16 protein-coding genes are annotated in these 19740 nt (G+C 66.8%); 8 read left to right on the plus strand and 8 right to left on the minus strand.

Going from position 1 to position 19740, the window contains the following annotated elements:
- The first annotated feature begins 40 nt into the window (after positions 1-40).
- From grpE to dnaJ, 3 genes are all read left to right on the plus strand, one after another.
- The gene (gene grpE / locus QP457_RS08970) at positions 41-556 is read left to right on the plus strand and encodes a nucleotide exchange factor GrpE (RefSeq protein WP_025878870.1); all 516 of its coding nucleotides are present in this window, start codon (positions 41-43) and stop codon (positions 554-556) included.
- A 203-nt stretch (positions 557-759) separates the two neighbouring features.
- Complete coding sequence (gene dnaK, locus QP457_RS08975) at positions 760-2685, plus strand: molecular chaperone DnaK (RefSeq protein WP_099820185.1); 1926 nt, start codon at positions 760-762, stop codon at positions 2683-2685.
- 154 nt (positions 2686-2839) lie between these two features.
- On the plus strand, positions 2840-3973 hold the full coding sequence (gene dnaJ, locus QP457_RS08980; RefSeq protein ID WP_025878872.1) for a molecular chaperone DnaJ: 1134 nt from the start codon (positions 2840-2842) through the stop codon (positions 3971-3973).
- 99 nt (positions 3974-4072) lie between these two features.
- Here dnaJ and QP457_RS08985 read toward each other — a convergent pair whose 3' ends face one another.
- Complete coding sequence (locus QP457_RS08985; protein ID WP_205404663.1) at positions 4073-4870, minus strand: helix-turn-helix transcriptional regulator; 798 nt, start codon at positions 4868-4870, stop codon at positions 4073-4075.
- Between the two features lie 73 nt (positions 4871-4943).
- Between QP457_RS08985 and QP457_RS08990 the strand changes: the two genes are divergently transcribed.
- From QP457_RS08990 to QP457_RS09000, 3 genes are all read left to right on the plus strand, one after another.
- Positions 4944-6143, plus strand: a complete 1200-nt coding sequence (locus tag QP457_RS08990; RefSeq protein ID WP_100552283.1) for an MFS transporter — start codon at positions 4944-4946, stop codon at positions 6141-6143.
- A 551-nt stretch (positions 6144-6694) separates the two neighbouring features.
- Positions 6695-7603: a pyridoxal kinase gene (pdxY, locus tag QP457_RS08995; protein ID WP_099820190.1), complete on the plus strand. Its 909-nt coding sequence runs from the start codon at positions 6695-6697 to the stop codon at positions 7601-7603.
- A complete protein-coding gene (locus QP457_RS09000; RefSeq protein WP_205404662.1) occupies positions 7600-8724 on the plus strand; it encodes a prephenate dehydrogenase in 1125 nt (374 codons plus the stop codon). The genes pdxY and QP457_RS09000 overlap by 4 nt, the downstream gene beginning before the upstream one ends.
- A gap of 166 nt (positions 8725-8890) precedes the next feature.
- On the opposite strand, the gene QP457_RS09005 is transcribed toward QP457_RS09000, so the two are convergent.
- From QP457_RS09005 to QP457_RS09025, 5 genes are all read right to left on the minus strand, one after another.
- Positions 8891-9085, minus strand: a complete 195-nt coding sequence (locus QP457_RS09005) for a hypothetical protein (protein ID WP_088101408.1) — start codon at positions 9083-9085, stop codon at positions 8891-8893.
- Positions 9086-9153: 68 nt separating this feature from the next.
- The gene (locus QP457_RS09010; RefSeq protein ID WP_205404661.1) at positions 9154-10932 is read right to left on the minus strand and encodes an ABC transporter transmembrane domain-containing protein; all 1779 of its coding nucleotides are present in this window, start codon (positions 10930-10932) and stop codon (positions 9154-9156) included.
- Positions 10925-11521, minus strand: a complete 597-nt coding sequence (locus QP457_RS09015; protein WP_180167516.1) for a YigZ family protein — start codon at positions 11519-11521, stop codon at positions 10925-10927. The genes QP457_RS09010 and QP457_RS09015 overlap by 8 nt, the downstream gene beginning before the upstream one ends.
- A gap of 34 nt (positions 11522-11555) precedes the next feature.
- Entirely contained in the window at positions 11556-12539 is a 984-nt protein-coding gene (locus tag QP457_RS09020) for a hypothetical protein (RefSeq protein WP_205404660.1), read from the minus strand.
- Entirely contained in the window at positions 12536-13054 is a 519-nt protein-coding gene (locus QP457_RS09025) for an RNA polymerase sigma factor (protein ID WP_240196468.1), read from the minus strand. The genes QP457_RS09020 and QP457_RS09025 overlap by 4 nt, the downstream gene beginning before the upstream one ends.
- A gap of 247 nt (positions 13055-13301) precedes the next feature.
- On the opposite strand from QP457_RS09025, the gene QP457_RS09030 reads away from it, so the two are divergent.
- The gene (locus tag QP457_RS09030; protein WP_205404659.1) at positions 13302-16148 is read left to right on the plus strand and encodes an EAL domain-containing protein; all 2847 of its coding nucleotides are present in this window, start codon (positions 13302-13304) and stop codon (positions 16146-16148) included.
- 19 nt (positions 16149-16167) lie between these two features.
- Here the strand turns inward: QP457_RS09030 and QP457_RS09035 are convergent, their stop codons facing one another.
- Positions 16168-16761, minus strand: coding sequence for a TIGR00730 family Rossman fold protein (locus QP457_RS09035; RefSeq protein WP_025875132.1), 594 nt, complete (start codon positions 16759-16761; stop codon positions 16168-16170).
- 201 nt (positions 16762-16962) lie between these two features.
- Positions 16963-18459, minus strand: coding sequence for an aminotransferase class III-fold pyridoxal phosphate-dependent enzyme (locus tag QP457_RS09040; protein WP_100552290.1), 1497 nt, complete (start codon positions 18457-18459; stop codon positions 16963-16965).
- 246 nt (positions 18460-18705) lie between these two features.
- Here QP457_RS09040 and queA point away from each other — a divergent pair, with 246 nt between their 5' ends.
- Positions 18706-19737: a tRNA preQ1(34) S-adenosylmethionine ribosyltransferase-isomerase QueA gene (queA, locus tag QP457_RS09045; protein WP_099820217.1), complete on the plus strand. Its 1032-nt coding sequence runs from the start codon at positions 18706-18708 to the stop codon at positions 19735-19737.
- The last annotated feature ends 3 nt before the right edge of the window (positions 19738-19740 follow it).

Below are 19740 nucleotides of genomic sequence, written 5' to 3' on the forward strand. Positions count from 1 at the left end.
GGGTGGGTGGAGGCGGAGAGTGACCGCCAGGGACCCAGACATGAATCAAGATCAGCCAGACATCGCCGCCCAGCAGGCCGCCGCCGACGCAGCTGCCGCCGAGGGCGTCAACGAACAGATCGAACAGCTCCGTGCCGAAGTGGAGCAGGTCAAGGCCGAAGCGCTGCGTGAGCGCGCCGACCTGGACAACCAGCGCAAGCGCGTGGCCCGTGACATCGAGCAGGCCCGCAAGTTCGCCAACGAGAAGCTGCTTGGCGAGCTGCTGCCGGTATTCGACAGCCTCGATGCCGGCCTCAAGGCCGCCGGCGACGATGCCCATCCGCTTCGCGAGGGCCTGGAGCTGACCTACAAGCAGCTGCTGAAGGTCGCTGGTGACAACGGCCTGGTGCTGCTGGACCCGACCGGCCAACCGTTCAACCCGGAACACCACCAGGCGATCAGCCAGGTCGCGGCCCCCGGCGCCGCCCCGGGCAGCGTGGTGACCGTGTTCCAGAAGGGTTACCTGCTCAACGAGCGCCTGCTGCGGCCGGCGCTGGTGGTGGTTGCCGCCGACTGACCCCGCGCGCCGGGCCAGGCCTGGCGCGGGTGTCCTCGCCCCGGTCGGGGCATCGGCACGACCGACGCTGAACGTGTTGGGCGAACGGAAACACAGCGTTCGGGGGATGGCTTGAATGTTCCACGAGCCTCCCCCACATCCCATTCATCCACCGGCCGAACGGCCGGACTGACAAAAACAACATCCTTCAAGGAGTCTCCCCCATGGGCAAGATCATTGGTATCGACCTCGGCACCACCAACTCGTGCGTGGCGATCATGGACGGCGGCAAGGCCCGCGTCATCGAAAATTCGGAAGGCGATCGCACCACCCCGTCGATCGTCGCCTACACCAAGGACGGCGAAGTCCTGGTCGGTGCCTCGGCCAAGCGCCAGGCCGTGACCAACCCGAAGAACACCTTCTACGCGGTGAAGCGCCTGATCGGCCGCAAGTTCACCGACGCCGAAGTGCAGAAGGACATCGCGCACGTCCCGTACAGCATCCTGGCCCATGACAATGGCGATGCCTGGGTGGCCACCAGCGATGCCAAGAAGATGGCGCCGCAGGAAATCTCGGCCAAGGTGCTGGAGAAGATGAAGAAGACCGCCGAGGACTTCCTCGGTGAGAAGGTCACCGAAGCGGTCATCACCGTGCCGGCCTACTTCAACGACAGCCAGCGCCAGGCAACCAAGGACGCCGGCCGCATCGCTGGCCTGGACGTCAAGCGCATCATCAACGAGCCGACTGCGGCCGCGCTGGCCTATGGCCTGGACAAGGGCGACAACAAGGATCGCAAGATCGTTGTGTACGACCTGGGCGGCGGCACCTTCGACGTCTCGGTGATCGAGATCGCCAACGTCGACGGCGAGAAGCAGTTCGAAGTGCTGGCCACCAACGGCGACACCTTCCTGGGGGGCGAAGATTTCGACAACCGCGTCATCGAGTACCTGGTTGAAGAGTTCAACAAGGACCAGGGCATCGACCTGCGCAAGGACCCGCTGGCCCTGCAGCGCCTGAAGGATGCTGCCGAGCGCGCCAAGATCGAGCTGTCCAGCGCCCAGCAGACCGAAGTGAACCTGCCGTACGTCACCGCTGACGCGTCGGGTCCGAAGCACCTGAACATCAAGCTGACCCGCGCCAAGCTGGAATCGCTGGTGGAAGAGCTGATCAAGAAGTCGATCGAGCCGTGCCGCGTCGCCTTGAATGACGCCGGCCTGCGTTCGAGCGACATCAGCGAAGTGATTCTGGTCGGTGGCCAGACCCGCATGCCGAAGGTGCAGCAGGCGGTCACCGAGTTCTTCGGCAAGGAACCGCGCAAGGACGTCAATCCGGACGAAGCCGTGGCACTGGGTGCTGCGATCCAGGGCGGCGTGCTCGGCGGCGACGTCAAGGACGTGCTGCTGCTGGACGTGACCCCGCTGTCGCTGGGCATCGAAACCATGGGCGGTGTGTTCACCAAGATCATCGAAAAGAACACCACCATCCCGACCAAGGCCTCGCAGGTGTTCTCCACCGCCGAGGACAACCAGTCGGCCGTGACCGTGCACGTGCTGCAGGGTGAGCGCGAACAGGCCCGCTTCAACAAGTCGCTGGCCAAGTTCGATCTGTCCGGCATCGAGCCGGCCCCGCGTGGCCTGCCGCAGGTGGAAGTGTCCTTCGACATCGACGCCAACGGCATCCTGCACGTGTCGGCCAAGGACAAGAAGACCAACAAGGAACAGAAGGTCGAGATCAAGGCCGGTTCGGGCCTGTCCGAGGAAGAGATCGCACGCATGGTCGCCGACGCGGAAGCCAACCGCGAAGAAGACAAGAAGTTCCAGGAGCTGGTGCAGGCCCGCAACCAGGCCGATGCCCTGATCCACGGCACCCGCAGCGCGATCACCGAGCACGGCAGCAAGGTCGGTGGTGAAGTGATCGGCAAGGTCGAAGCGGCCCTGGCCGATCTGGAAACCGCGATGAAGGGTGACGACAAGGCACAGATCGAAGCCAAGTCGAAGGTGCTGGAAGAAGCCGGCCAGTCGCTGTTCGCTGCGGCTTCGGCCGACCAGGGCGGTGCCGCCCCGGGTGCCGACGCCGGCAATGCGGGCAAGGCGCAGGATGACGTGGTGGACGCCGAGTTCACCGAAGTCAAGGACGACAAGAAGTCCTGATCCGGACCGACGCGGGACGCTGCTTGCCAGCGTCCCGTTGTCGTATCAGGGTCCTGACCGCCCTCTGGCGCGTCGGGGCGCCCGACGCAAGAGCGGACCTGGTTCCGCTCTTCCGCTTTGACGAATCCCGACTTTCCGGAATGCGATCCACGATATGAGCAAGCGCGATTACTACGAAGTGCTGGGCGTTGCCCGCACCGCGACCGACGAAGAACTGAAGAAGTCCTATCGTCGTTGCGCGATGAAATTCCACCCGGACCGCAACCCGGGTGATGCGGCCGCCGAAGCCTCCTTCAAGGAGTGCAAGGAAGCCTACGAAGTACTGTCCGACGGCAACAAGCGCCGCATGTACGACAGCCATGGCCACGCCGCGTTCGAACACGGCATGGGCGGTGGTGGTGGTGGTCCGGGCGGCCCGGACATGAACGACATTTTCGGTGACATCTTCGGCAACATCTTTGGTGGTGCCGGCGGCGGCGGTCCGCGCCAGGCGCGTCGCGGCGCCGACATCGGTTACGTGATGGAGCTGGACCTGGAAGAAGCGGTGCGTGGCGTCGAACGCCGCATCGAGATTCCGACCCTGGCCGAATGCGGCGACTGCGATGGCAGCGGCTCGGAAGATGGCAAGGTCGAGACCTGCAATGTCTGTCATGGCCGCGGCCAGGTGCGCATCCAGCGTGGCATCTTCGCCATGCAGCAGGCCTGCCACAACTGTGGTGGCCGTGGCCAGATCATCGCCAAGCCCTGCAAGACCTGCCACGGCAACGGCCGTGTCGAGGAAGACAAGGTGCTGTCGGTGAAGGTGCCGGCGGGCGTGGATACCGGCGACCGCATCCGCCTGGCGGGTGAGGGTGAGGCTGGCCCTGCGGGGACGCCGCCGGGCGATCTGTACGTGGAAGTGCGCGTGCGTGAGCACCACATCTTCCAGCGCGACGGCGACGACCTGCACTGCGAAGTGCCGATCCGCATTTCGCAGGCCGCGCTGGGTGACACCGTGCGCGTGGCCACCCTCGGTGGCGAAGCGGAAATCCGCATCCCGGCCGAGACCCAGACCGGCAAGCTGTTCCGCCTGCGCGGCAAGGGTGTTCGTTCGGTGCGCAGCCGCAGCGAAGGCGACCTGTACTGCCGCGTTGTGGTGGAGACGCCGGTCAACCTCACCAGCGACCAGCGCAAGCTGCTGGAGCAGTTCGAAGCCACCTTCAACGGCGAAGATGCACGCAAGCATTCGCCGAAGTCGGCCACCTTCATCGATGGGGTGAAGGGCTTCTGGGATCGGATGACGTCCTGAGCCATCGACGGACATGTTGAACGACAGCGCCGGGCTCTGCCCGGCGTTTTCGTTTGCGTTGCAGTAGATCCACGCCATGCGTGGATGCCGTTCAACGGCTCAACGGAAAAAGGCGGCCGGCGTCTGACCCAGCTGGCGCTTGAACATGCTGGTGAACGCACTCGGGCTTTCATAGCCCATCGCCAGCGCCACATCGATCACCTTCTCGCCGCGGGCCAGCCGTTCCATCGCGGCCAGCAGGCGCGCCTGTTGCCGCCACTGGCCGAAGGTCATGCCCAGTTCGCTGGCGAAGTGGCGCTGGATGGTTTTCACGTCGATCGCCAACGCCTGCGCCCAGTCCTGCAGGGTCGCCTCGTCGCCGGGATGCTTCTGGATGTGCTGGCAGATCCTGTGCAGGCGCGGGTCGACGGGCTCGGGCAGGTGCAACGGCAATACGTCCATGCGGTGCAGCTCATCGAGCATCAGTCGCACTACGCGGCCATCGCGGCTGTCTTCTTCATGCGGTCCGTCGATCAGGATGGCGGCCTGCAGCAGTTCGCGCAGCAGCGGCGCCACCTGCACGGCGAAGGGCTCGGCGGGCAGCTGCGGGGCGAACGCCGGTTCGATGTACAGGCTGCGCATGTGCACCTCGGCGATGCAGTCCACCGCATGCGCCATGCCCGCCGGCATCCAGATGGCACGGGTGGAGGGCACCACCCAGCGGCCGACTTCCGATCGCACCACCATCAACCCGGACATGGAATAGACCAGCTGGTGTCGGCGGTGCTTGTGTGCCGAGATGTGGGTGCCGGCACGGTAGTCGCGCGCGCGGCAGGTCACCGGACGATGCACCGGCACCTCGTTCCACGGCGCGGTTTCGCGGACAGGGCAGGGGGTGTCCTTTTTGCGATAGGCCATGACCAGAACGCGGCAGAAGGGAGTGGAAGGCCACCGTAGCATGCACGGCTCGCCCCCATCCTGACCGTGCGCAATGTCGACTCTGGCTTCTCCCGCCGTATCCGCCCGCCCCGTATCGCCAGGAGTGCTGGCGGCGATCTCCAGCTCGCACATGGTCAACGACATGATGCAGTCGCTGATCCTGGCCATCTATCCGGTGATCAAGGGCGGCTTCAACCTCAGCTTTACCCAGATCGGCCTGATCACGCTGACCTACCAGCTCACTGCCTCGATCTTCCAGCCGCTGGTCGGGCTCGCCACTGACCGCCGGCCCGCCCCGTATTCCCTGCCGATCGGCATGGCCTCGACGTTGTGCGGCATGCTGCTGCTCGGCTTCGCGCCCAATTACGCGATGGTGCTGCTGGCCGCCGCGCTGGTCGGCATCGGTTCGGCCATCTTCCATCCGGAAGCCTCGCGCATCGCGCGCCTGGCCTCCGGCGGCCGTCATGGCCTGGCGCAGTCGGTGTTCCAGGTAGGGGGCAATTTCGGTACGGCACTGGGGCCGCTGATCGCCGCCGCGGTGATCGTGCCCTACGGCCAGCATTCCGCATCGTGGTTCGCCGGTGCAGCGTTGATCGGCATTGCCCTGCTGACCTATGTCGGCCGCTGGTACTCGCTGCATCTGGGCGCTCCCCGCCCAGCAACACATGGCGTGATCGCGGCGCGCCATCCACCGCGCACGATCGCCCGGGTGCTGGCCATCCTGCTGGTGCTGATCTTCAGCAAGTACTTCTACATGGCCAGCATCGGCAGCTATTTCACCTTCTACCTGATGCATCATTTCGGCATTCCGGTGGCGCAGGCGCAGCTGCATCTGTTCGCCTTCCTGGTGGCGTCCGCGGCGGGCGGTTTCTTTGGTGGGCCGCTGGGTGATCGTATTGGTCGCAAGCCGATCATCTGGGCCTCGATCCTGGGCGTGGCACCGTTCGCGCTGATGCTGCCGCATGCCGATCTGTTGTGGACCACGATTCTGGCGGTGCTGATCGGCTTCGTGCTGTCTTCCGCGTTCTCGGCCATCGTGGTCTATGCGCAGGAAATGATGCCGCACCGGATCGGCATGGTGTCCGGGTTGTTCTTCGGCTTCGCCTTCGGCATGGGTGGTCTCGGTGCAGCAGTGCTCGGTCTGTTGGCCGACAAGACCAGCATCGAATTCGTCTACCAGCTCACCGCGTTCCTGCCATTGCTGGGTATCGTCGCGGCATGGCTGCCGCCGTCCAGGCCTGCTGCGCACTGAGGGGGTTCTTCTGCAGGGCTGCGCCCTGCACCTGCCGAGGCAACGGCAACGGCGACAGCCAAAGCCAAAGCAACAGCGGGCATTCCGTGGGATGGCGGGGTGGGTCCGGTTGCGGGGGACGCCGTAAATACGTCCCTGTAGGCTCGGTCGCGCCATCCATGGCGCTCACGCCCCCGCAACCGGACCCACCCCGCCTTCGACAGATTTCTGCGAACTGATTGAATGGCTCTTGGGGTCAGATCCGTTTTCCGTAGGAAAACGGATCTGACCCCAGATTGATTTCGATATCTGAAAGAGATTCATCCACGCATGGCGTGGATCTACTGCTCGCGGGGAACTGTCGAAGGCGGGGCACTGTGGGTTTGCGGGGTGTGAGCCGCATGGATGCGGCGACCAAGCCTACAAGGACGTACTTGCGGCGGCCCCGCAAACCCACAGTGCCCCGCCATCCCTCGGAGTACCGCTGTTGCTGTTGCCGTGGCTTTGGCTGTTGCCTCTGCAGGTGCAGGGCGCAGCCCTGCCGAAAACCCCCTTGGGCGTAGAATGCGGGCATGAGCGAATCCCTCGACAACCACCTGGTCCACGGCCGCCGCCAGCGGCCCGACGGCCCTTCGCCGATCGATGTCATTTCGGTCCAATCACAACTGGTCTACGGCCATGCCGGCAACAGCGCCGCGCTGCCCCCGATGCGCGCGCTTGGCGTGCGCGTGGCCTCGATCCCGACCACGCTGTTGAGCAATGCGCCGTTCTACGAGACCACCCGTGGCCGTGTGCTGCCCAGCGACTGGTTTGCCGACCTGCTGCTCGGTACGCGCGAACGTGGTCTTCCGCAGCGAGCGAAGATGCTGGTGTCCGGCTATTTCGGCAGCGCCGCCAATGGTGCCGCGTTTGCTGATTGGCTGGACGAGATCCTGCCCGCATGCCCGCAGCTGCGCTACTGCCTGGACCCGGTGATCGGCGATACCCACACCGGTCCCTACGTGGAGCCAGGCCTGGAAGCGATCTTCGCTGAGCGCCTGCTGCCGCATGCCTGGCTGGTCACCCCCAATGCCTTCGAACTCGGTCGCCTGACCGGCATGCCCGCGCTGGCTGAAGCCGATGCCATTGCTGCCTCGCGCGCGCTGCTGGCACGCGGCCCGCAGTGGGTGCTGGCCCACAGCGTCGGCGGCAATCCGGGCGAGCTGGTGACGCTGGCTGTGGGTCGCGAGGAAACCTGGCGCTGGACCTCGCCGCTGCTGCCGGTCGACGTGGCCGGTACCGGCGATGTGCTGATGTCGCTGATGGTGTCCTTCCTGCTGCGCGGTGAGCCGATGCAGATGGCGATCTCGCGCGCCATCGCCGGCACCCATGCGGCGTTGGAGGCGACCCTGGCCCATGGTTTCGAGGAGTTCGATGTGATCGCGGCCGCACCGGCGGCGTTGGCCGACGGGATGCGCTTCCGCGCTGAACGGCTGGCATGAGCGAGCTGCACGAACGTACGCCGCGCACGGTCGGCATCGTCGGCAGTGCCGGCGCCTACGGGCGCTGGCTGGCCCGCTTCTTCGAACAGCACATGCAGGTGCAGGTGATCGGCCACGATCCGGCCGATCCGGATTCGCATGCGCCGGAGCAGCTGCTGGAACAGGCCGATGTGCTGGTGTTCTCCGCACCCATCCGGCACACGTCCGCGTTGATCGCCGAGTACACGCGCCTGTCGGCTGGCCGCGAGCAGGAACGCTTGTGGCTGGACGTAACCTCGGTGAAGGAAGCGCCGGTGCAGGCGATGCTGGCCTCGCGCGCCGAGGTAGTGGGTCTGCATCCGATGACGGCGCCGCCCAAGGCGCCGACCCTGAAGGGCCGGGTGATGGTGGTCTGCGAGGCCCGGCTGCAGCAGTGGCGGCCCTGGGTCGACGCGTTGTGCCAGGCGCTGCAGGCAGAGTGCGTGCGGGCCACGCCGCAGCACCATGACCAGATGATGGCGCTGGTGCAGGCGATGGTGCATGCGACCCATCTGGCCCAGGCGGGTGTGCTGCGCGAGTACCAGCCGCAGCTGGGCACGCTGGAGGCGATGCTGCCGTATCGATCGGCTTCATTCGAACTGGATACGGCGATCATCTCGCGCATCCTGTCGTTGAATCCGGCGATCTACGAAGACATCCAGTTCGGCAATCCCTATGTGGCGCCGATGCTGCAACGCCTGATCGGCCAGCTGCAGACGCTGCAGGCGCAGGTCGGGCAGGGCGACGATGCCGCGCGCGGCGCATTCCGCGAACACCTGCTTGGTGCAAATCGGAGTGCCTTCGGTGATCAGGCGCTGGCTGCGGGAAACTACACCTTCGAGCGCGTCGGCTATCTGCTGGCCGACCTGACCGAGCGCAACGCACTGTCGGTGCATCTGCCTGAAGACCGCGCGGGTTCGTTGCGCGAACTGCTCAACGTGTTCGAGCAGCATGGCATCAGCCTGGCCTCGATCCATTCCTCGCGCACGCCCGCCGGCGAAGTACATTTCCGTATCGGCTTCGTGGCGGGCAGCGAGCCAGGGGCTATCGCGGCGGCCGCCGCCGAGGTGGACGCCAGCGGGATCGGCCGGGTGCTTGCATAGGACATTCATCCACAGGGCGTGTGGATGGCTTCTGCGCAAACATGTGGATAACCAGCTGCAGGCCTTGGCGGGCAAGGTTGTCAAGATGGTTGGTCAAAAAATGACCAACCTTTTTTTGACGGAGCCAACGGCTGAGACGAGCTGGGCTCGGCGCTATAGCGGACCGCTAGATCGACAGCCTGACCTCACCACCGCTGGTGGTGAATTCGCGGCCGTTGCGCACCAGCTGGCGGCCGTCGTCGAGTTCATAACGCGGCGTCGTCTCGGAGCCATGCCCGCTGCCGCTGGCTTCGGGCTTGAACTCGATGATGATGTGGCTTTCACCATTGCTGTCGACAGCAGGGAACTGACGGAACGACATGTTCGACCTCCTTCAGTGGTTCATCGCTACGACGTCAGAGTGAGCCGGCCGGTGTTAGCCGGCCGTCATCAATCGATGAACTGCAGGCGTGCAAGCTCGGCGTACAGGCCGCCTTCAGCCAGCAGCTCCGCATGCGTGCCCTCGGCCACGATGCGACCGTGGTCCATCACCACGATGCGGTCGGCCTTCAGCACGGTCGCCAGCCGGTGGGCGATGACCACCGTGGTGCGCCCGGCCATCAATCGTTCCAGTGCCTGCTGCACGCCGTGCTCGCTCTGCGCGTCCAGCGCGCTGGTGGCTTCGTCGAGCAGCAGGATCGGTGCGTCCTTCAGCAAGGCACGGGCGATCGCCACGCGCTGCTGCTGGCCACCGGACAGGCGGGCACCGCGCTCGCCCAGTTCGCTGTCGTAACCCTGCGGCAGCGCACGCAGGAAGGCGTCGGCCTCGGCGGCACGGGCTGCCTCTTCCACTTCGGCGTCGCTGGCCTCCAGCCGGCCATAGCGGATGTTGTCGCGTGCGCTGGCGGCGAACAACGTCGGCTGCTGCGGCACCAGCGCAAGCTGTGCGCGAAGCGCGGCCGGATCGACGTCGCGCACATCGATGCCGTCCACGCAGATGCGCCCGGCGGCCGGATCGTGGAAGCGCAGCAGCATCGACAGCACCGTGCTCTTGCCGGCGCCTGAGGGGCCAACCAGGGCGACGGTTTCACCCGGTCGCACGTGCAGGTTGAAATGGTCCAGTGCGGCCTGGTCCGGTCGCTGCGGGTAGTTGAACACCACGTCGTCGAAGTGGATTTCGCCACGCAGTGGCTGCGGCATCGCACGCGGCGTGGCCGGCGCACGGATCTCGATGTCTTCCTGCAGCAGCTCGCCGATGCGGCCCATGCCGCCGGACGCGCGCTGCAGTTCATTCCATACTTCGGCCAACGCACCGACCGAACCACCGCCGATCAGTGCGTACAGCACGAACTGACCCAGCGTGCCGGCGCTGAGGCGCCCGTCGATGACGTCGTGCGCGCCCAGCCACAACACGCCGACAATCGCGCCGAACACCAGCAGGATGGCGCTGGCGGTGACCAGCGACTGCGCGCCGATGCGCCGGCGTGCGGCGCGGATCGCATCGCCCAGCGCATGGTCGAAACGGCCGCGTTCATAAGGTTCGCGCGCATGCGCCTGCACCGTGCGCACCGCGCCCAGCGTTTCGCTGGCCAGGCTGTTGGCATCGGCGATACGGTCCTGGCTGCTGCGGGCGACAACGCGCAGTTTGCGCGCGCCGATGATGATCGGCAGCACCGCCAGCGGAATGCCGAGCAGCGACCAGGCGGCCAGCCGTGGGCTGGTGACGAACAGCATCGCCAGGCTGCCGACCACGGTGACGCTGCTGCGCAGCGCCACGGACATGGTCGAGCCGACCACGCTGCGCAGCAGTTCGCTGTCGGCAGTCAGGCGCGACACCAGTTCGCCGCTGCGGCTGCGGTCGTGGAAGCCAGCGCCGAGCTGGATCAGGTGCGCGTAGAGGCGGCTGCGCAGATCCGCCACGACCTTCTCGCCGAGCAACGAAACAAAGTAGAAACGTGCGGCCGTCGCCAGCGCCAGCACCACCGCCACCAGCATCAGTAGCGCAAAGGCACGGTTGATCTGGCCGCCGCTGCTGAAGCCGTGGTCGATCATCTGCTTCACGGCCGGCGGCAGGCTCAGGGTCGCCGCCGAAGAAACGGCCAGGGCCAGCAGCCAGGCGCTGAACAAGCCGCTGTGGCGGCGCACGAACGGCCACAGCGTACGCAGGCTGCCCAGTCGGCGCAGCGGCGGGGTGGCCGGGTCGGAGGCCGGTGCGTCCTTGTCAGTCATCGAGGGGGTCATCTTGGATACGGATACGATCACGGGTGGCGTCGCGCAGGCGGATTTTCAATGCGTCGACCTGGTCGGCGGGCAATTCCACCCGCAATCTCACGCCATTGGCATCGAACTGTTCATCGCGCTTTTCGGCGGCATGGGCGGGCAGGGCCGCGTGCAGTGCGCCCAGATCCTCGAATCCGGCCAGCAGCTGCAGCCGCGCCATCGCGACCAGCGGCAGGCGTGGCGCGGTGCGCAGGCATTCGGCAGCGGCGCCGCCGTACGCGCGGACCAGGCCACCGGCGCCCAGCTTGATGCCGCCGAACCAACGGGTGACCACCACCATCACCCGGTCGAATCCCTGGCCATCAATGGCGGCCAGGATCGGCCGGCCAGCGGTGCCGGCCGGTTCGCCATCGTCGCTGGAGCGATAGTCCTGGCCGTGCCGGTAGGCCCAGCAGTTGTGGGTCGCATCGGCCACGGCCACCTCCTGCAGAAAGGCCAGCGCAGCAGACGCACCCTCGATCGGCGCGGCATGCGCGATGAAGCGGCTGTGCTTGACGTCGAGGGTGTAGCTGACCGGTTGGGCGAGGGTATCGGGCATTCCCTTCATTCTACGGGCTTGCCGCCGACGTGCCTCAGTCGTCCAGCAATGGCCGCACATCCTTTGGCAGTCGCGCCTCGGGATAGGTCTGCAGGTAGCGCTCCAGGCTCGCCCGGGCCAGGTCACGCTGGCCGGCGTCGCGACGCTCGCGGATCTTCTGCAGCCATTGCCGGCGGGGCAGCCCGGCGTCGGCCTGCACTTCGGCCTGCACGGCCTCCGCGCTGAGGCCGGCATCGCTGGCGCGGCGCATGACGCCAGGTGCGGTTCTGCCGGCCGCGTCCTGCTTGGACGCAGTGAGCGTGATGCGGTCTTCGGCCGTGGCCTGTGCGGAGGACATTGATTCCGCCGTCGCCGCAGTGGCCTTGCGCGCCCTCATCGCGGCGGGAGGAGCCGCAGGCGCGGCGGCCGGCGCAGGCGCCGAATAGGCTTCCTGTGCGGGCGGCGCTGCCGCAGGCATCGCAGGCGCGGCAAAGGCCGTGTCGGCTGCGGGCGCAGGTGGCGGTGCCGGCGCCATCATCGGGGCAGGCAACTGCCGCGGTGTCACGGGCGCGGGTTTCGGCACGTCTGCGATGGCCGCTGCCGGAGCCGGTGCTGCCTCAGCGGCCGCAGGTGCTGCTGTCGGTGCAGGTGCCGGTTCAGTGGCTGCGACGTCGGCGGCCGCGCTGTCGTAGGACATGCCTTCGGCGTTCGCATCGGCGGCCATTTCCTGTGCAGCCGGCGCGGTGGCAACCGCCTCCGCAGGGGCCGACGGCGGCTCTGGACGCATCTGCCAGGCGATGCCCACGGCGAACACCGTCGATGCGGCCACGCCGAAGACGGCCGGCCAGCGGCGGCGCGGGCGCAGCGTGCGCGGTGCCGCCGGCAGCGGAGTCGCCTCAGAGGCCGGCGCCTCCACGGCCGCACGCGCAGCGGCCAGGATCGCGGCGTCCAGCGCCGGCGGAGGGCCCTGTTCGGCGCGTCGCCCAAGCAGGCGTGCCAGCTCGCGTTCTTCCGGGGTCAGGGGATCGTCTCGGTTCATGCGTTCAGTCCCGCACGCAGCTTGTCCATCGCATAGCGCAGCCGCGATTTCACGGTTTCCCGGCCAACGCCGGTGATCTGGCCAATCTCCTCCAGGCTCAGTTCCTGTTCCAGCCGCAGCTGCAGCACTTCACGCTGTTCTGCGGGCAGCTCTTCCATCGCCAGTTGGATGCGGCGACGTTGTTCGAATTCGGACAGTTCCGCTTCCGGGCTCTGCCCATCCTCCAGCGCAGCCAGGCGCAGATCGGCATCGGCCGGTGCAGCAGGGCGATGGCGGGCGGCGCGCCAGTGGTCGTTCAGGCGGTTGTGGGCGATGCGGAACAGCCAGGTGCTGAAGGCCGCGTCGGCCTGCCAGCCGGCCCGTGCGCTGATCACCCGTTGCCAGACGTCCTGGAACATCTCCTCGGCCAGCGCGGTGTCGCGCAGCTGCCGCAGCAGGAAGCCGAACAGGCGCTTGCGATGACGTGCATACAGGCTTTCAAACGCGTGCACGTCACCGGCGGCCCAGGCCAGCATCAAGGCTTCATCGGTTGGCAGGGCGCTGGCATCCACGTCGTACAGGGTAAGCCCTGCAGGCGGTGGCGCATAGCCGGCGATGGCGTGGGACAGGGCGACGGTCACGGCGGGAATCAGGAGAGGATCGACAGGAAAAACGCCCGACGGCACGTTTCGGGGTTACCGGGCTTCCATTGCCCCCCGGGTGGCGCGTTATGCTCGGTAATTCAGGGGAGGCGGCGCTCAGGCGGCGCCAAGAGAACGTCATTTGTCCACCGAAGCCGACCGCGCGCTGGAAGCGTCACACAACGAGCCTGTGCTGAGCGCGGCGCTGGTGCGCGCGCTTCATGCGCTGCTGCCGGAAACGGCGGTCGTGCGCGTCGGTTGGGACGATCCGCAGCTCGGCAGCGGGCAGGGCGGTTGGCCGATCGGAGGCGGCGGCGAGAACGTCTGGCAGCCGTTGGCCGACCATGCCGAAGGCCGTCATGGCTGGGAGTACGACGGCGCCCGGCTGCTTCTGTCGGTGAGCGGGGCGACACCCTCCCCGGCCTGGTGGGGGCTGGCCCGGCAGGCGATGGAGCTGGCCTTGCAGCGCGACCGCCAGGCGGGTCAGATCAAGGCGCTGGAACAGGCCGAGCGGTTGCAGCAGGCCTTGTTCCAGATTGCCGACCTGGCCGGTGCCGACCTGGAAATGGGCGAGATGCTGCGCCACGTCCATGGCGTACTGGGCACGCTGATGTATGCGCAGAACTGCTACATCGTCGAGTATGACGATGCCCGCCGGCAGATCCGCTTCCTGTACTTCGCCGACCAGGTAGATGACTTCGTTGCCGATCCTGCACAGAGCTACGACATCGACCAGATGCCGCGCAGCCTGACCGTGGCATTGCTGCGGCATGGCCGGCCGCTGAGCGGGCCTTCGCGCGAACTGCTGGCGCGGGTAGACCAGGAGCACGACCCGCAGCGCGGCCCGGAAAGCCTGGACTGGCTGGGCGTGCCGATGCTGCGCGATGGCCGCGTGTGTGGTGCGATCGTGGTGCAGAGTTACGAGCACGCCGACCGCTACGGCGAAGCCGAACGGGCGCTGCTGGGTTTTGTCGCCCAGCACGTGCAGACCGCCATGGATCGTCGCCAGGCGCAGGTGCGGCTGGAGCAGCAGGTGGAACGGCGCACGCAGGAGCTGCAGCGCGCCAATCTCAGCCTGCAGGATGAAGTGGCCGAGCGCCGTCGTGCAGAGCAGCTGCAGACCGCGCTGTACAACATTGCCGAGATGGCGATGTCGGCCGACAGCCTGGCGCAGTTCTACGGGCAGGTCCACGGTGTGGTCGGGCGCTTGCTGGATGCGCGCAACTTCTACATCGCGCTGGTCAATGCCGAGGGCGATGGGCTGGATTTCGTCTATTCGGTAGACGAGCACAACGCGAGTCGTGCACCGCGCGCGTTCAGCCGAGGGTTGACCGAATATGTGGTCCGCCATCGGCGACCCCTGTTGGCCTCGCGTGCACAGATCGATGCGCTGCTGGAAACCGGCGAGGTACGTGAATCCGGCGCACGTTCGCAGTGCTGGCTCGGTGTGCCGCTGCTGCGCGACGACGAAGTGGTCGGCGCGATCGTGGTGCAGAGCTACACCGAGCAGATCGCCTTCAGTGTGCATGACCAGCGCCTGCTGATTTTCGTCGCACAGAACATCGGCACCGGTCTTGCGCGCCAGCGCGACCAGCAGCGCCTGCGCTCGGCGCATGCCGAGCTGGAAAAACGGGTGGAAGAGCGCACCCGCGAACTGGGCGAGGTCAACGAGAAGCTGCTGGGCCAGATCGGCGAACGCCTTCGCGCCGAGCAGCGCCTCACCCATCAGGCCATGCACGACGCGCTGACCGGGCTGCCCAACCGCCTGCATCTGCTGGACAGGCTGCAGGATGCGCTCGCGCTGGCCCGGCGCGAAGGCGGCCCGGTGTTCGCGGTGCTGTTCCTGGACCTTGACCGCTTCAAGCTGGTCAACGACAGCATCGGCCACGCCGCCGGCGATCGCATGCTGGTGGAAGTGGCCAAGCGCATCGTATCGATGGCGGGTGACAACGACGTGGTTGCGCGCTTGGGCGGCGATGAGTTCGCCGTGCTGCTGCAATGCCCGGACGGGCTGGCGCAGGCGCTGGATTTCGGCCAGCGGTTGTTGTTGGCACTGCAGGAGTCGATGTGGATCGCCGGTCGGGAGCTGTTTCCCTCCGGCAGCCTGGGCATCGCCCTGTGGAACCCGCGTTATCGCACCGGTGAAGAACTGCTGCGCGACGCCGATGCGGCGATGTACCGGGCCAAGGCGCAGGGCCACGACCGCTGCTCGATCTTCGACGAGGAGATGCGCGAGCAGGCGCTGCGCAGTCTGGATCTTGAGGCTGACCTGCGGCGGGCGATCAACAACCGTGATTTCGTGCCGTTCTACCAGCCGATCGTGCGCCTGTCCGATGGCGAAGTGGTTGGCCACGAGGCCCTGCTGCGCTGGAAGCATGAGCGCCGCGGCCTGCTGCTGCCGGGCGCGTTCCTGGAACTGGGCGAGGAAAGTGGCCTGATCGAACAGGTCGACTGGCTGATTTACGAGCAGGTCATTGCCGGCCTCGCCGACGGCGGGCGTGGCTATGTTTCAGTCAACGTGTCGCCACGGCATTTCCGCTCCGCCGAGTTCAGCGGACGGCTGTATGGATTGCTGGAGGCGTGCAACGCGGACCCACAGCGGCTGCGCCTGGAAATCACCGAGGTCGCGCTGCTCGACGATGGTCCGCATACGCTGCACATCCTCAAGGGCCTGCGCGAACGCGGCATCCAGGTGCAGCTGGACGATTTCGGTACCGGCTTCTCGGCGCTGTCCTACCTGCACCGCTTCCCGATCAGCACGTTGAAGATCGACCAGAGCTTCATTGCCGGCCTGCACGGGCCGGAGGCGCAGAGTACGCGCGCGCTGGTGGAGGGCGTGCTGTCACTGGCACGCACGCTGGGCATCGAGACGATCGGCGAAGGCATCGAGACCGAGGCGCAGCGTGACACGCTGTTCGAGCTCGGCTGCGACTACGGCCAGGGTTACCTGCTGGGCCGGCCGGCACCGTGGACGCGCGCGGCGGCCTGAGCCACCGCGCACGCAGTCTTCAACGCAGCGCCGCGCGGCGCTTCTCGTCGATCCACTTCGAGGCCTGGGCCGGCTGGTAGTTCTTCATCCAGGCCAGCATCTCCTCGATGTCCGAGCCGTACCACAGGTCCTGGCGCTGCTCGGGGTGCAGGAAGCGCTCTTCCACCATGCGATCGATCATGCCGATCAGCGGTGCGTAGAAGCCGTCCACGTCGAGGAACGCGCAGGGCTTGTTGCCGATGCCGAGCTGGCGCCAGGTCAGCATCTCGAAGATCTCTTCCATGGTGCCGAAGCCGCCGGGCAGGGCGACGAAGCCATCGGACAGATCGAACATGCGCGACTTGCGCTCATGCATCGAACCGACGATCTCCAGTTCGGTCAGGCCGCGATGGGCCACTTCCCAGTCGGCCAGCTGGCGCGGAATCACGCCGGTGACCTCACCGCCGGCGGCGAGCACGGCATTGGCCACGGTGCCCATCAGGCCGACATTGCCGCCGCCGTACACCAGGCGCATGCCGTCGCGGGCGATGCGGTCGCCCAGCGCAATGGCGCGTTCGGTGTAGACCGGCTTGCTGCCAGCGTTGGAACCGCAGTACACACAGATCGACTTCATGGATCTTCCTGTCTTGGCCGGAAACGAAAACGCCCCGCAGTCGACCAGTGAAGCCGGTCGCAGGGCGGGGTGTCCGGGCAATTATGAGGCCTTACCGATGTTCTCTGTAGCACCGGGCCATGCCCGGCGGCATTTCGTTCAGATCACCGCCAGCCCGTCGGCCTTCAGCCGGGCAGCGCCCGGCTCTACGAAGGTCTGCGGTTACGCAGCGGCAGCCTGCTCGCGGCGGGGTCCTTCACGCAGCGCGCGGCCCACCATGCCCACCAGCAGGTCCAGCTCGCTGCTGTCCATGCCGAAGTGCGGGGTGAAGCGCAGCGAGTTCTCGCCGCCGTGGATCACGTTGATGCCGTGCTGGCGCAGCCATTCCTCGGTGGAATTGGCGCCATAGCACTTGAACTGCGGGGCCAGCTCGCAGGAGAACAGCAGGCCGGTGCCCTGCACCTTGGTGATCAGGCCGCCCAGCTCGTTCTTCAGCTGCTCCAGCTTGCGCACGGCCTCAGCACCGCGCTCGGAGATCGCCGCGCGGACCTGCGGGGTCAGCTGGGCCAAGGTGGCGCAGGCCACGTCCAGCGCACGCGGGTTGCTGGTCATGGTGTTGCCGTAGATGCCCTTGCGGTACAGCTGCGCGGCGTGCTCGGTCACCGCCAGCACCGACAGCGGGTACTGCGCGGCGTTGAGCGCCTTGGAATAGGTTTCCATGTCCGGCGCATCCAGGCCTTCGAAGCCCGGATAGTCGACCACCGACAGCACGCCATGGGCGCGCAGGCCGGCCTGGATCGAGTCCAGCAGCAGCAGGCTGCCGTGGGCACGGGTCAGTTCGCGGGCCAGCGCATAGAACGCCGGCGGCACGGAGCGGCCCGGGTCACCTTCACCCATCACCGGCTCCAGGAACACCGCTTCGATGAACCAGTTGTTCTGCGCGGCATCCTCGAACACCTTGCGCAGCCCGGCCTCGTCGTACGGGGCGACGGTGATCACCGACTCCTCGCCACGGTAGCTGGCCAGGTGCTGCATGTAGGTCTTGCGGCTGGAATCGGAATACAGCGCCGGGCGGTCGGTACGGCCGTGGAAGCTGCCCTTGATGACCACCCGCTTGATCGCCGCACCGGCATGGCGGGCGCCCGGGTCGGTCTGCAGCTTGGCGTTGACGTCGGCGATGCGCGCGGCCAGGCCAACCGCTTCGGAGCCGGAATTCAGGCACATGAAGCGGGTGAACGGGCAGCCGCCACGACGGTGGCCGATCTCGGCCCGCAGCGCGGTGATGAAGCGCTGCTGGGACAGGCTGGGGGTCATGATGTTGGCCATCACCTGCGGCCGTGACATCGCCTCCATGACCGCATCGGGGGTATGGCCGAAGCCGAGCATGCCGTAGCCACCGGCGTCATACAGCACCGCGCCCTTCAGGGTGACCACCCACGGGCCACGTGCGGCCAGCGCCACGTACGGGGTCACCGCATCATCGGCGTAGAAATTGACGAAGCCGTCCTGCATGGCATCGATCTGCGCCTGCTCATCCTGTGCCAGCAGCGGCCCCAGCTCGCCCTGCACGCGCGCGAATTCGGCAGCAGCGGCATCGACTGCGGCAACCAGTTGCGGATGGTTGGCGGCGAGGGCGGTCAGGGTTGCGTCATCCAGGCCGTTGGTGAGGCGGGTGCCGGGCTGGGCGCGGAGGGGGGCGAGGCGTTCGATGAAGCTCATTGCAGATCTCCTGAAACGTTGGGTCGCACGGGCCTTCAAAAGCAAAACGCGCGTCTTTACGCGCGCTTGGGGCGGGCTCGTGCAGCGGACTTCCTCGTCGATGCTAGCACTTGTTTTTTTGCGCGATAACCCCGCAAAAGACTGCTGCATAGCAGCATTTTGCGCGACGTTCGAGGTCCGCTGCGCAGGCTCGCAGACGCTGGACGTACAATGCGCGCCATTGTCGACCTGTTGCCGTCCACTGCCTTGAAGAAGTCCGATTTCCATTACGACCTGCCGGCCGAACTGATCGCCCAGGCACCCTTGGCCGAACGCTCGGCGAGCCGTCTGCTGCTGGTGCCGCCGGCGCCGGCTGCCTTCACCGATCTACAGGTGCGCGACCTGCCGTCGCTGCTGCAGCCGGGCGACCTGCTGGTGTTCAACGACACCCGGGTGATTCCGGCGCGCCTGTTCGGGCAGAAGGCCAGCGGTGGCCGCGTGGAGATCCTGATCGAGCGCCTGCTCGGCGGCCAGCAGGCCCGGGCCCAGGTCGGTGCCAGCAAGTCGCCGAAGGCCGGCAGCCGCATCGCCCTGGATGCCGGAGGCGAAGCCGAGGTGCTGGGCCGCGATGGCGAGTTCTATGTGCTGCAGTTCCATGTGCCGGAGTCGCTGGAACAGTGGCTGCTGCACGCTGGCCGGCTGCCGTTGCCACCTTACATCCAGCGTGAGCCGGGCGTGGACGATCGCGAGCGCTACCAGACCGTGTTTGCCCGCGAAGTGGGCGCGGTGGCGGCGCCGACCGCCGGCCTGCACTTCGATGAGGCGCTGCTGGCGGCACTGAAGGACAAGGGCGTGGATTTCGGCCACGTCACCCTGCACGTGGGCGCGGGCACCTTCCAGCCGGTGCGCGCCGATGACCTGAAGGACCACGTGATGCACCGCGAGTGGCTGAACGTCGGTGCCGAGCTGGTGCAGCAGGTGCGGCGCACGCGTGCGGCCGGTGGCCGGGTGATCGGCGTGGGCACTACCGTGGTGCGCGCGCTGGAAAGCGCGATGCGCGATGGCGAACTGCTGCCGTTCGCCGGCGAAACGCAGATCTTCATCACCCCGGGCTACCGGATCCGCAGCGTCGACGCGATGGTGACCAACTTCCACCTGCCGGAAAGCACGCTGCTGATGATGATCTCGGCCTTCGCCGGTAAGGAGCGGGTGTTCGAGGCCTACCAGCACGCGATCGAGCAGCGTTATCGCTTCTTCAGCTACGGCGACGCGATGCTGCTGTTCCCGCAGGCGGGGTAGGGC

Origin of the sequence: Stenotrophomonas sp. As-7, assembly GCF_030291015.1 — a bacterium.
GTDB classification, from domain to species: domain Bacteria; phylum Pseudomonadota; class Gammaproteobacteria; order Xanthomonadales; family Xanthomonadaceae; genus Stenotrophomonas; species Stenotrophomonas lactitubi.